This is a genomic window from Bradyrhizobium denitrificans (genome assembly GCF_013179005.1).
Taxonomy (GTDB): Bacteria; Pseudomonadota; Alphaproteobacteria; order Rhizobiales; family Xanthobacteraceae; genus Bradyrhizobium; species Bradyrhizobium denitrificans.
Genome location: NZ_JABFDP010000015.1, coordinates 160594 through 173428, shown reverse-complemented (window position 1 = coordinate 173428; position 12835 = coordinate 160594). Strand labels below are relative to the sequence as shown.

Genomic DNA, 12835 nt, shown 5'->3' with positions numbered 1-12835 from the left:
CACTCTGCTGACTCCAACGAGGCTGTCGCGGGTGAGCGCCCATGGCCGAAAACAATTCTATCAATCTCGCGCTGTTCGCGACGCAGCAAAAGCTACTCTTCGCGGACTTTTTCAAGCGTTATCAGGCTGTTTCGCAACCCTGCCGGATCTTCGTGATCGCGGCCGACGCAAACGCGGTCCCGCGCGCCGAAAAGCTGGCGAAGCGTATCAATAAGAGTGGACTTGTCGAGGGCAAGAGCTTTGTCGAGACGGCCTTGTTGCGGGTGCCGATCTCGTTTCGCGACGTCGCAAGCCGGATCGAGAAGTGGGTGGCGCCGACGCGGAAACAAGGCCCTGCCCTGCTCGTCGTAGACATGAGCTGGGGTCTCGAAACCAACTCGGCAACCGCCAATTTCGAAGGCTGGCCTGCGCTCGCGGAAGCGCTCGCCCAGCAGTCCGAACTCTCGATCGCCTCGCTATACAACCGCCGGCTGCTGATCGACGAGCAGTTGCTCGTCGCCTTGCGTGGCCATCCGCAGATCCTCACCAGCAGCGGGTTGGTGGACAATCCGCATTGGCTCCCGTCACGACTCCAGACGCGCGGCGCGCTACGCGAGCAAGTCGATTTCTGGCTCGGCACGATCGCGCCGGAGCTGCGAATCGGCACCTCGGCGGCGGCGCTGCATGCCGCCGAAGGCGCCGACCCGATGTGGCTGTTGCGCCGCTCGGCGGAAGAGCCGGTCACGGTTCATCTCGACAGCCGCGACCGCTGGAAGATCCGCTGCTTCGGCCGGCTGCGGATCTATCGCAATGATGGCAGCCAGGTGGACTGGGACCCGCCGGGCGGCGCGACGCGCAAGACCAAGACGCTGTTCGCCTATCTGCTGCAGAAGGGCGGCCATGGCGCCGGCACCGACGAGCTCGCCGATCTGCTCTGGCCGAACGCCGACGACATCGAAGCCGCACGCAACCGCCTCTACCATACCGTGCGCTATCTGCGCTTGGCGCTGGGCCAGTCGGACGGCCGCGACGGCGGACGAAACTACGTGCGGCGCGAGGGCTCACGCTACGTGTTGGTGCCGCCGGAACGCAGCTGGCTCGACATATCGACCTTCGAGCAACTCTGCCGCCAGTCCCAAGGACACATCAAGGCCGGCGCCAGCGACGAGGCGCTGATCTGTCTGCAGGCGGCCGACCGTCTCTACACCGGGGACCTGTTCGAAGACATCCCCATCGAATATGCCGATGACGGGGAGCGCGACTGGTGCTGGAGCAAGCGTTATTGGCTGCGTGACATGTTCTTCAAGGTGCAGCGCGACGCGGCGCGGATCTATCTCGAACGCAGCGACTACTCGGCCGCGCTCGCGCATTGCCAGAAGGCGCTCGCGATCGATCCGCTGTGCGAGATGGCGCATGCCGAGGCGATGCAGGTGTTCAAGGCGCAAGGACGGCGCGAGGCGATCGACCGCCAGTTCAAGCTCTATCTCGATTCCCTGAAGCATTTCGACGACCGTCCGAAGAGCACCTCGCTTCAAGAGTTGCATCGCAAGCTCACGGCGTGAGGGCAGATTTCGACATGTGCAAAATCGCAGGCCGGCCCGCGCCGGCGTTCCGGCCGAACGGGCCACGGCCGCCATTCGCCAACCGATTTGACGATTTCTTCATATCTGCCATACGGTTGGCGGCTAAAGAAAACCCAAAGATCGCCGCCTAGGATGAGCCCATAACAAAGGTCGCCGTCGAGGGCGGCGAATGGGAGGACGACATGCCAGGTTCGGCTGCTCAGCTGGCGCGATGCCCCTATCACGACGCCGCAACGGACTTCGATCCGTTCGAGATGCGCGATCCGTTCCCGTTCTATGAATGGGCACGCGCCGAGGCTCCGGTCTTCTTTTCCGACGAGCTGAAATATTTCGTGGTCGCGCGCCACGCCGACATCAAGGCGGTGTTCGACGACTGGCGCACCTTCTCCTCGGAAAACGCCCAGGCGCCGCTGCGCCCGATGTGCGAGGAAGGCAGGCGCATCATGCGCGAGGGCGGCTTCACCGCCTATTCGGGCCTCTCGGCCCGCGTGCCGCCCGATCACACCCGCATCCGCAAGCTGGTGCAGGGCTGCTTCGGACCGCGCCGCTTCAGGGCGATCGAGCCGGAGATCAAGGCCATCGTCAACCGGGCGATCGATACGTTCGCCGAGCGTGGCCATGCCGACTTCTTCCGTGAACTCGCCTATGACGTGCCGGCGCTGGTGCTGTTCAAGCTGGTCGGCATTCCCAACATCGATGTGCCGCGCGTGAAATCCTGGGCGGTGAGCCGTGCGCTCCTGACCTGGGGCGACCTCAGCGACGACGAGCAGATCGTGCACGCCCGCAACATGGTCGAGTATTGGAACTACTGCCGCGCGCTGGTGCGCCAGCGCCACGACGATCCGACCGACGATCTGCCGGGCGATCTGGTGCGGCTGCAGAAGGACGGCGCCGAGATCAGCGACGAGGAGATCGCCGGCGTGCTCTACAGCGCCCTGTTCGCCGGCCACGAGACCACGACGACCTTGATGGCCAACGGCATGCGCGAACTGCTGCAGCGGCGCGAGAACTGGGAAGCCCTCATCGCCGAGCCGCAGCTCATTCCGAACGCCGTCGAGGAATGCCTGCGCTTCAGCCCGTCTATCGTGGCCTGGCGCCGGCGCGCGCTGAAGGACACGGAGATCGGCGGCGTGCCGGTGCCGAAGGACGCCAATATCCTGCTGCTGATCGGCTCCGCCAACCGCGACGAGACAGTGTTCTCCGCGCCGGCCCGCTTCGATGTCCGGCGCACGGATGCGCGGAGCCATCTGGCGTTCGGCTATGGCATTCACACCTGCGTCGGCCAGCAGCTCGCCCGCATCGAATTCGCCATTGCCCTGGGCGAGCTGACTCGCAGGCTTCCGGGCCTGCGGCTGGCCGCAGAACAGACCGACGATTTCGTTCACAACATCTCGTTTCGCGTGCCGACGGCACTTCGGATCGAATGGGACGTGGCCTGACGCGCACCGATCGTCTCCGGGACGCGTCGCACAAGCAAGAACAAGCCCGGATGCGATCCGGGCCACAAGGTGGGGAACAGACGCATGGGCGCCAACGCAGCCGCATCCTTCATCGTGCCGTTCGAAGCCGCATGCGCGGACGACTTTCCGCGCATCGGCGGCAAATGCGCAAGCCTTGCGCGCATGATCGCACAAGGCGTCCGCGTGCCCCAGGGCTTTGCGGTCACGACCGACGCCTACGCCCTGCACCTTCGAAGCAACGGGCTCGCGGCCACGATCAGCGAGCGCCTGGCGCGGATCGTGCTCGACGATGTGGATGACGAAGAGAGGCTGTCGCACGAGATCCGCGATGCGATCGTGGCGCAGCCGATGCCGGCCGCGGTCGAGCAGTCGATCCGCGAGGCCTATCGCCGGATGTCGCCCGACGGCCAGCTGCCGGTCGCGGTGCGCTCCTCCGCGACCGCCGAGGATCTGCCTGATGCCAGCTTCGCTGGCCAGCAGGACACCTATCTCTGGGTGGTGGGCGAGGACGTCGTGGTCGAGAAGGTCAAGGCGTGCTGGGCCAGCCTGTTCAATGCCCGCGCCATCTCCTATCGCGCCGAGAACGGGCTCGGGCAGATCGACGTGCTGATGTCGGTGGGCGTCCAGAAGATGGTCAATGCGTCAGCGGCAGGCGTGGCGATGACGCTCGATCCGATCAACGGCGACCGCACCAAGATCGTGATCGATTCCGCCTTCGGTCTGGGCGAGCCGGTGGTGTCCGGCGAGATCACGCCTGACAATTTCGTCGTCGAGAAGGTGCTGCTGCAGGTGATCAAGCAGCGCATCTCCGAGAAGGATTTCGAGCTTGTGGCCGATCGCGCGGCGCGCCGAACCGTCGAGCGCGTGATCGCCCCGGAGCGGCGCACGCTGCCCTCGCTGACCAACGCCCAGGTGCTCGCCGTCGCCCGGCTCGCGAAGTCGCTCGAGCGCAGCATGGGCTGTCCGCAGGATGTCGAATGGGCGATCGATGCCGATCTGCCGGAGGACGACAATCTCGTCGCGCTGCAGAGCCGGCCCGAGACGGTCTGGAGCCAGAAGAAAAAGCAGACGACGGCGGTCTACGAGACCGGCATCGCCGGGGTGCTGGGGACGCTGCTCGCACCGATCCAGGCCAAGCGGTAAGCACGACCATAACGACAAACGACAACGAGGGGAAACGACCATGACGGCGCACGCGAAATTCCCGAGCCCCTATGACCTGAAGACGCCCGTGGGCGCCGAGGGCTGGGAGAAGCTCTATCCCTATTATCTGCAGTTCCAGAACAGCCTGCGCGACAAGGAAGACGGCAAATTCTGGTTCTGCGACTCGCAGCACTGGCCGAGCCCGTTCAAGCCGTTCGACGCCGTCACCGTCGAGTTCGCCGTCAAATGCCTCGGCCAGTACAACACCCGGCATTATCTGATCCCGCCGGCGAATGGCGTCGAATACCGCATTCACAACGGCTATTGCTACATGAGCCCGGTCGCGGTCGCGCCGGAGCTGATCGGCGACCGCGTGCCGCATTTCATGGAGCGCGCCGGCTACTACTTCCAGAACTGGGATCGGCTGCTGGCCAATTGGGACAAGAAGGTCCGTGCCAACATCGCCGATCTCGAAGCGCTCAGCTTCGAGCCGCTGCCGGACGCCGTGCCGCTCGACTGGATCACCGGCGGCGTCGGCCTCGACAACACCTATGCGCTGACCGAGACCTACGACCGGGCGATCCAGCTGCTCTACAAGACCTGGCAGTATCATTTCGAGTTTCTCAATCTCGGCTACGCCGCCTATCTCGACTTCTTCAGCTTCATGAAGGGGCAATTCCCCACCATTCCCGACCAGGCCATCGCCAAGATGGTTCAGGGCGTGGAGGTCGACCTGTTCCGCCCCGACGATGAGCTGAAGAAGCTCGCCAAGCTCGCGGTGAAACTCGGGATCGCCAGCGCGCTGAAGAGCGGCTCCGTCGACGAGGCACTGGCCGCCGTCAGCCGTGCACCGAACGGCGCCGAATGGCTGAAGGCCTGGAAGGAGGCGCAGGATCCCTGGTTCAACTTCACCTCGGGCAACGGCTTCTACTCGACCGACAAATACTGGATCGAGCATCTCGACATCCCGCTCGGCTATATCAGGGACTACATCGTCCGCCTCGAACGCGGCGAGGAGATCGACCGGCCGACGGAAGCGATCGCGCGGGAGCGCGACCGCATCACCTCGGAATATGCCGAGATGCTCGACGCCGATGCCCGCGCCGCCTTCGAGGGCAAGCTCGGGCTCGCCCGCACCGTGTTCCCCTATGTCGAGAACCACAATTTCTACATCGAGCATTGGTCGATGAGCGTGTTCTGGCGCAAGATGCGCGAGCTCGGCGCCATCTTCCGCGATGCCGGCTTCTGGAAGGACGCCGACGACCTGTTCTACCTCAACCGCCAGGAAGTCCGCGACGCACTGTTCGACTACGGCAATGGCTGGGCCGTCGGCGCGCCGGCGATCGGTCCGACCTACTGGCCGCCGGAGATCGAGCGGCGCAAGAAGATCATGGCCGCGCTGGCGACCACCCCGCCGCAGCCCGCACTCAACAATCCGCCTGATGTCATCACCGAGCCGTTCACGATCATGCTCTGGGGTATCACCACGGAGAGCATCGGCCGCTGGCTCGACGGTGCCGCGAATACGACCAAGCTGTCCGGCATGGCCGCTTCGCCCGGCATCGTCGAGGGCCGCGCCCGCGTGGTGCGCTCGGCCGACGAGCTCGGGCAGATCGAACAGGGCGAGATCCTGGTCGCGCCGGTGACCGCGCCGAGCTGGGCGCCGATCTTCGGCAAGATCAACGCGATCGTCACCGACATCGGAGGCATGATGTCGCACGCCGCGATCGTCTGCCGCGAATATGGACTGCCCGCCGTCACCGGCACGGGGCGCGCGAGCTCCTCGATCAAGAACGGACAGATGCTGCGCGTCAACGGTTCGACCGGCGAAGTCACCATCCTCTCCTGACCCCAAACCACGGAAGGCCGGCGGTGCCGGCCTTCGCCGCAAGATTGGATACAGCAATGCTCGACAGGCCCGAGATCGGCAGCCGTTATGATCAGGTATGGCGCATCAGCGAGCCCTATATGCGCGCCCGCAAGAACGACGTCCACATTCCGCTGTCCTATGCCTACGCGCGCAAGCTGCTGGTGCACTATCCGGACGCCGATGAGGACATCGTCTCGCTCGCGATCATCCTGCACGACATCGGCTGGTACTCCATCGACATGACCGACATCATCGAGAAGGGATTTGGCCCCAACATGATGCAGTCGGAGGTGCGCTTCCTGCACGAGAGCGAAGGCGTCCGCATGTCGCGCGAGGTGCTGGAGCAGGCCGACTGGCCGGAGCCGGTCATCGTCGCGGTCGGCGAGATCATCGACGGCCACGACACGCGCCCCTACCCGCGCTCGCTCAACGACCGGATCGTGCGCGACGCCGACAAGCTGTGGCGCTTCACCACCACCGGCGTCGCCGTCGCCTGCGACTGGTTCAAGATGACGCCGCACCAATATGCCGCGCGCCTGACGACGCAATTCGCGTTGCTCGAGACCGACGCCGGACGCGCGATGGCCGAAGATGCGCTGGCCCAAACCCGGTCCGCGCTGATGCTCGACCTGATCTGACCCCGGGGCACGCGGACATGGAGATGTTCATCGACGGCCGCTGGGTTGGCGCCCTGGGCGGCGCGACGTTCGACGTACTCGACCCGGCCACCGGCGAGACGATCGACAGCGTTCCGGAGGCCGGTCCCGCCGATGTCGATGCCGCCATCCGGTCGGCCGAGACGGCTTTCCAGGCGTGGAAGGCGACGCCGGTCGCCGAGCGAGCGCGGCTACAGAAGGCCGCGGCACGGCTGATGCGCGAGAACGCCGAGCAGCTCGGCCGCCTGCTGACCCGCGAGCTCGGCCGGCCGCTGGCGGGCGCGATCACGGAAATCCAGCGCTCGGCCGAATTGCTCGACGTCTATGCCGAGGAAGGCCTGCGCCTGCATGCCGAGATGCCGCTGACGGGCGTGGCGGGCGAGAAGATCATCATCACCCGCGAACCGGCCGGCGTCGTGATCGCAATCACGCCGTTCAATTACCCGCTGACATTGCTCTGCTTCAAGCTCGGCGCGGCGCTGATGGCCGGCTGCACGGTCGTCGCCAAGCCCGCCGAGGACACGCCGTTGTCGACCTTGCAGCTCGCCGAGCTGTTCCAAACGGCGGGCTATCCAACTGGCTGCTTCAACGTCGTCACCGGCCGCGGCCCGGACGTCGGCATGCAGATGATCGCACATCCAACACCGCGCAAGATTGCCTTCACCGGCGGCACCCAGGCCGGCAAGGCGATCGCCGCTGCAGCTGCCGGGACGATGAAACGCGTCACCCTCGAGCTCGGCGGACAGTGTCCCGCCATCGTCTGCGCCGATGCCGACATCGGCGCAGCGTCTGCGGCGATCGCGCGTCATGCCTTCGCCAATTCCGGGCAGTTCTGCTACCGCGTCAATCGCGTCTATGTCGAGCGCCCGGTCTACACCAGGTTCCTCGATGCGCTCGCCGACAGGGTCTTGCAACTGGATGTCGGCAACGGCCTGACCTCGACCTGCGCGCTCGGGCCGCTCGTCAACGAGAAGATCTATCGCAACAGCGAGCGACAGATCGCCGATGCGCGCGCCCGTGGCGCAACCATCCTGACCGGCGGAGCCCGCCTCACCGGCGGCCTGTACGACAAAGGCTGGTTCCTGCCGCCGACGGTCATCGCCGACGCCGGCCCCTCGTCTCTGATCATGACCGAGGAGACGTTCGGCCCCGTGCTCGGTGTCGCGCCGTTCGACCATCACAGCGAGGCTTTGAGGCTTGCGAATGCGACGATCTATGGCCTCGCCGCCTTCGTGTTCTCCCGCAACCTCGCGACAGGACTGACATTGGCGGAGCGGCTCGAAGCCGGCTCGGTCTGGATCAACGACATCCAGCGCTCGAACCAGCGCGCACCGTTCGGCGGCATGAAGCAGAGCGGCATCGGCCGCGAGAAAGGCCGCTACGGCGTCGAGGATTATCTCGAATACAAGACAATCTACCTCACTTACGACGCGGAGCTGCGATGACGCATTTTCTGCGCGACCAGGATCTGCAGATCTGGCTGGCGGCGCGGCCCTGGCTGGACGTGCGCTCGAACGACGAGCATACGCTGATCTCGTATCGTCTGGGCCAGGCGCTGCTGCGGCTGCATCCGGACGTCGATGCCTCGGTGGTGCTGCCCGCCATCCTCATGCACGATGTCGGCTGGAAGAGGTTCCCGCCGGAGCAGCTCGCTGCGGCTGTCGGCCCTAATCCCCGATATCCCGAACTGCAGCGCGCCCACGAGATCGAGGGCGTGAAGATCGCCAAGGAGGCCTTCACGCGCCTTGCCATTCCGGGGCTGCAGGTCGAGACCATCCTGGCGATCATCGACGGCCACGATACGCGCAAGACGGCGATCTCGCACGAGGACGCGCTGATGAAGGACGCGGACAAATTGTGGCGCTTCACCGGCCACGGCATCGCGACGATCGGAGGCTGGTTCGATACGCCGCCGAAGGAGACGGTCGCGATGCTGGAAAGTTTCGTGCTGCCATCGATGCTGACCGAAACCGGCACCGCCATGGCCCAGGCCCTGATCGCCGAGGGCACGGCCTCCGCCTTCATGACCGATCTGCTCCACATTGGGGGTCCCGCATGAGCACGATCCAACTGCCGGGCAAGCGCGTCATCGTCACCGGGGCGGCAGGCGGGCTCGGCCGCGGCTTCGCGCTGGCCTTCGCGGCCGCAGGCGCCGAAATCGTCGCCGCCGACATCCGTCTCGGCGGCGTCGAGGAGACCGCGCGGCTGATTCGCGACGGCGGCGGCAAGGCGCACGCCGCCGAGGTCGACGTCGCCAACGAAGCCTCGACTGCCGCGCTGGCGCAATTTGCGCTCGCGCGCATGGGCGGGGTCGACGTGCTGGTGAACAATGCCGCCATCTATGCCGGGCTGGAGCGCCGCGGCTTCGAGGCGATCCCCGAAGCCGAGTGGGACCGCGTCATGCGCGTCAATATCAAGGGCGTGTGGATGATGACCAAGGCGGCCGCACCGCTGATGCGGCGCGCCGGCGGCGGCGCGATCGTCAACGTCTCCTCGGCGACGGTCATGAGCGGCTCGCCGCTGTGGCTGCACTACGTGTCGTCGAAAGGCGCAGTCATCGCGATGACACGCGCGCTGGCGCGCGAACTCGGCGACGACAAGATCACCGTCAACGTCATCGCACCCGGCTTCACCCTCACCGAGGCGAGCCTCGGCCTGATGGAGAACGCCGCCGAATACGGCGTCACGCGCGGCGCGCTGAAGCGTGCGGCCGATGTCGACGACATGGTCGGCGGTGCCTTGTTCTTCGCGTCGCCGGCCGCGGCCTTCATCACCGGCCAGACCCTGATCGTCGACGGCGGCCGGCAGTTCATCTAGGGACCCATCAAGACCCATGCCCAGGATCACCTTCATCGAACCCGATGGCACCGTGCGAACCGTCGAGGCCGCGCACGACGAGAGCGCCATGCAGGCGGCGAAGCGCAACGGCATCGATGGCATCATCGGCGAATGCGGCGGCTCCTGCATCTGCGCCACCTGCCATTGCCATGTCGACCAGGCCTGGCTCACGCGCGTCGGCCCGGCCGGCGATATCGAGGCCGATGTCCTCGAGTTCGAGGCCACGGACGTCCGACCCGAGAGCCGCCTGGCGTGCCAGATCCCGATCACCGACGCGCTCGCGGGTCTGGTGCTGCACGTTGTCGGCCGCAGCCGCTGATCCGCGGGAAGCTAAGCCAGCCGCCTGTTGGCTTCGGCCTCATCGTCAATCTGCTCAGAACGGGACACGGGCAGGCACCTCCACGCCTGCTCGCTTCGCAGGTGTGAACCCGCGCGCTTGAGCGGATCGGCCGAAGGGGTCGACGCAAACGCGTCAGCCCTCGACCGCAGTCGACTATTCCTGTCGCATCGCATCAATCCATCGCGGCATTTACGGCGCCGCCGATGCGATCATTTGCGGTCGCGCCGCAGTTCACGCGCCTCGCATTGACGCGGTGACTAAAGAAAAACCAAAGGAAGCCTCCTACACTCCGTCGCATAACAAGCACCGACCTAGCCGACCGATCAGTCTCGATCATCTGGATCGTACGACATCGATACGAGCGGCACGGAGTTCGCCCGTTCAAGGGCGGCAGGGCGGACACAACGAAAAACGACGAATGCGATCATCGAGCTCGGGAGGAGCGACGCATGCCGAAGCTGCAGCGGCGGGACTATTACGACACAGCCCGCGACATGAACTGGGCCTTCTCCTATGTCAGCGAGGACGAGGTCTTCCCCGAGGAGCTTTCAAAGAGCTTCGGCATCCACGGCGAAGAATGGTGGGGCTGGGATGAGCCCTACAAGCTGACCTATCGCGAATACGTCCACAACCAGGCCGGCAAGGACGACGGCATCTACTCGATCCGCTCGACGATCGCGCGCTCTAACCTGTATGACAATCTCGATGCCGGCTGGAAATCGGCGATCAAGGCGCATTATGGCGCGATCCCGGTTCCGGAATATTTCGCCTCGATCGGCGAGGCACGCATGGCACGGTTCGGCCGCGCCGCCGCGTGGCGCAACATGGCCGCATTTGGCACGCTGGACGAATGCCGCCACGGCCAGGCGCAGATCTACTTCCCCTATTGCCTGCTCGGAAAGGACCCGCAATTCGACTGGGCCCACAAGGCGATGCACACCAACGAATGGGGTGTGATCGCGGCGCGCAGCCTGTTCGACGACATGTTCACCGCCAATGATGCCGTATCGACGGCGATCCAGCTCACCTTCACGTTCGAGACCGGCTTCACCAATCTGCAGTTCCTCGGCATGGCGTCCGACGCGCTGCATGTCGGCGATATCGAGTTCGGCGCGCTGATCTCCTCGATCCAGACCGACGAGGCGCGGCATTCGCAGCAGGGCGAGCCGACGCTGAAGATCATGATCAACAACGGCAAGAAGGCGGAGGCGCAGAAGCTGGTCGACCAGATGTTCTGGCGCTCCTGGAAGCTGTTCGCGCTGCTGACCGGCATCTCCATGGATTACTACACGCCGCTGGAAAGCCGGACGATGTCGTTCAAGGAGTTCATGCAGGACTGGATCTGCCGCCAGTTCATGGACCAGTTCAAGGATCTCGGCATGAACGTGCCTTGGTACTGGGAAAAGCACTTCCTGCCCGAGCTCGACTGGGTTCATCACGCCTATCACATGGGCGTGTGGTTCTGGCGGCCGACGGTGTGGTGGAATCCCGACGCGGGCGTGTCCGCCGCCGAGCGCGACTGGCTCGAGCAGAAATATCCCGGCTGGAACGACCGGTTCGGCAAGCTGTGGGACGTGATCGGCAACAACGTCCGCACAGGTCAGATCGAAAAGACCTATCCGGCGACGCTGCCGATCGTCTGCAACTGCTGTCACATCCCGATCTGCAGCCCGAGCATCGGGCAGGCGCCGCGGATCACCACACACAACGGGCGCAAGCTGAACTTCTGCTGCGAAGTCTGCGAATGGGTATGGAAGAGCCAGCCTGAACGCTACGAGACCCATCTCTCGGTCGTCGACCGCTTCCTGGCCGGCCACATCCAGCCGCCGACGCTGGAAGGCGCGCTGCAATACATGGGCATCACGCCCGACGTGGCCGGCAACGACGCTCAAGGATACGCCTGGGATGGCGCATCGCGGCTCGCGGCCGAGTGATCCGGCCTCAGCGGCAGCGACCAGTACGAATTGAGAGGCGCCGCTCACGAGCGGCTCGCCCAACCCGGCACACAACAACAAACATGGGAGGCAAGCGTGGCTCTGTTCCCGCTCCAAGCCAATTTTCGTGGCGATTTCGTCGTCCTGCTGGTCCCCGTCGACGACGGCGACACCATGAGCGTCGTGGCCGACAAGGTCGCCCAGCATGCGGTCGGACTGCGCGTCGCCGAGAAGAACGCGTCGAAATGCGTCTACCACAACGGCAAGGAGCTGCCTTCCGCGATCACGGTGGCGCAGTCCGGCATCCAGCCGATGGATTGGATCGAGGTGGCCTATGTCTGACCATGCCGACGTGACATGGGTGCAGGTCGCAACCTTGGACGATCTTTGGGAAGGCGATTTCATCGGCGTCGAGGTCGACGGCGAGGAAGTGATCGTGATGCATCTGCCCGGCGGCGAATTGCGCTGCTTCCAGGGCATGTGTCCGCATCAGGAAATCCTGCTGGCCGACGGCAAGGTCGATTTCGAAGCAGGCACCATCACCTGCTCGGCCCACGAGTGGGAGTTCAGCATGGATGACGGCCGCGGACTCAACCCGCGGGATTGCCGCCTCTTTCGCTACGCCGTGAAGAAGGACGGTGAAGCCATTCTGGTCGGCGTGCCCAACGACGGACGGCTGCGCCGCCTGCGCCATAAGACCGAGCAGGACGCATAGGACAACCCCATGACCACGACAGCAACACCGAAACTGGTCGGGCCCGTCATCCGGGGCGTCGACGAAGACATTATCGACGCTGTGATCGCGGCGAGCGAGCAGGACAACCCCGATGTCGAGATCGTCGTCGAGGACCGCGGCGGCTACGTCCGCATCCAGGCGGACCGAAACTTCCGCCTGACGCAGAAGAGCATGCAGGCGGCGCTGGGGCGACCGTTCCGGCTGGCCGAGATCGAGCCCAGCCTGGTGTCGTTCGGCGGTCGGCTCGAATCGATGGACGACGAGTGGGTCTGGTCCATCCACACTTAGAAAATCCA

At 65.0% G+C, this 12835-nt stretch carries 13 protein-coding genes; all 13 read left to right on the top strand.

The annotated features are described in order from the left end of the window. Window positions 1-41 precede the first annotated feature (41 nt). A complete protein-coding gene (locus HL671_RS18335) occupies window positions 42-1541 on the top strand; it encodes an AfsR/SARP family transcriptional regulator (protein WP_041750445.1) in 1500 nt (499 codons plus the stop codon). A gap of 203 nt (window positions 1542-1744) precedes the next feature. Beyond that, complete coding sequence (locus tag HL671_RS18330; protein ID WP_172237292.1) at window positions 1745-3001, top strand: cytochrome P450; 1257 nt, start codon at window positions 1745-1747, stop codon at window positions 2999-3001. A gap of 84 nt (window positions 3002-3085) precedes the next feature. After that, window positions 3086-4165, top strand: a complete 1080-nt coding sequence (locus tag HL671_RS18325) for a PEP/pyruvate-binding domain-containing protein (RefSeq protein ID WP_172237289.1) — start codon at window positions 3086-3088, stop codon at window positions 4163-4165. A gap of 40 nt (window positions 4166-4205) precedes the next feature. After that, entirely contained in the window at window positions 4206-6014 is a 1809-nt protein-coding gene (locus HL671_RS18320) for a PEP-utilizing enzyme (RefSeq protein ID WP_012041853.1), read from the top strand. A gap of 56 nt (window positions 6015-6070) precedes the next feature. Beyond that, window positions 6071-6673, top strand: coding sequence for an HD domain-containing protein (locus tag HL671_RS18315; RefSeq protein WP_172237286.1), 603 nt, complete (start codon window positions 6071-6073; stop codon window positions 6671-6673). Window positions 6674-6696: 23 nt separating this feature from the next. Next, complete coding sequence (locus tag HL671_RS18310) at window positions 6697-8136, top strand: aldehyde dehydrogenase family protein (protein WP_210263952.1); 1440 nt, start codon at window positions 6697-6699, stop codon at window positions 8134-8136. Continuing rightward, the gene (locus HL671_RS18305; RefSeq protein ID WP_172237280.1) at window positions 8133-8750 is read left to right on the top strand and encodes an HD domain-containing protein; all 618 of its coding nucleotides are present in this window, start codon (window positions 8133-8135) and stop codon (window positions 8748-8750) included. The genes HL671_RS18310 and HL671_RS18305 overlap by 4 nt, the downstream gene beginning before the upstream one ends. Then, window positions 8747-9508: an SDR family NAD(P)-dependent oxidoreductase gene (locus HL671_RS18300; RefSeq protein ID WP_172237277.1), complete on the top strand. Its 762-nt coding sequence runs from the start codon at window positions 8747-8749 to the stop codon at window positions 9506-9508. Before HL671_RS18305 ends, HL671_RS18300 begins: the two co-directional genes overlap by 4 nt. A 16-nt stretch (window positions 9509-9524) precedes the next feature. Further along, the gene (locus HL671_RS18295; RefSeq protein WP_172237274.1) at window positions 9525-9848 is read left to right on the top strand and encodes a 2Fe-2S iron-sulfur cluster-binding protein; all 324 of its coding nucleotides are present in this window, start codon (window positions 9525-9527) and stop codon (window positions 9846-9848) included. A 470-nt stretch (window positions 9849-10318) separates the two neighbouring features. Further along, on the top strand, window positions 10319-11803 hold the full coding sequence (locus HL671_RS18290) for an aromatic/alkene/methane monooxygenase hydroxylase/oxygenase subunit alpha (protein ID WP_012041847.1): 1485 nt from the start codon (window positions 10319-10321) through the stop codon (window positions 11801-11803). 96 nt (window positions 11804-11899) lie between these two features. Further along, window positions 11900-12145: a toluene-4-monooxygenase system B family protein gene (locus HL671_RS18285; protein ID WP_041750440.1), complete on the top strand. Its 246-nt coding sequence runs from the start codon at window positions 11900-11902 to the stop codon at window positions 12143-12145. Beyond that, entirely contained in the window at window positions 12138-12518 is a 381-nt protein-coding gene (locus HL671_RS18280) for a monooxygenase system ferredoxin subunit (protein WP_172237271.1), read from the top strand. Before HL671_RS18285 ends, HL671_RS18280 begins: the two co-directional genes overlap by 8 nt. 9 nt (window positions 12519-12527) lie before the next feature. Beyond that, window positions 12528-12827, top strand: coding sequence for an MmoB/DmpM family protein (locus tag HL671_RS18275; RefSeq protein WP_172237268.1), 300 nt, complete (start codon window positions 12528-12530; stop codon window positions 12825-12827). Window positions 12828-12835 lie beyond the last annotated feature (8 nt).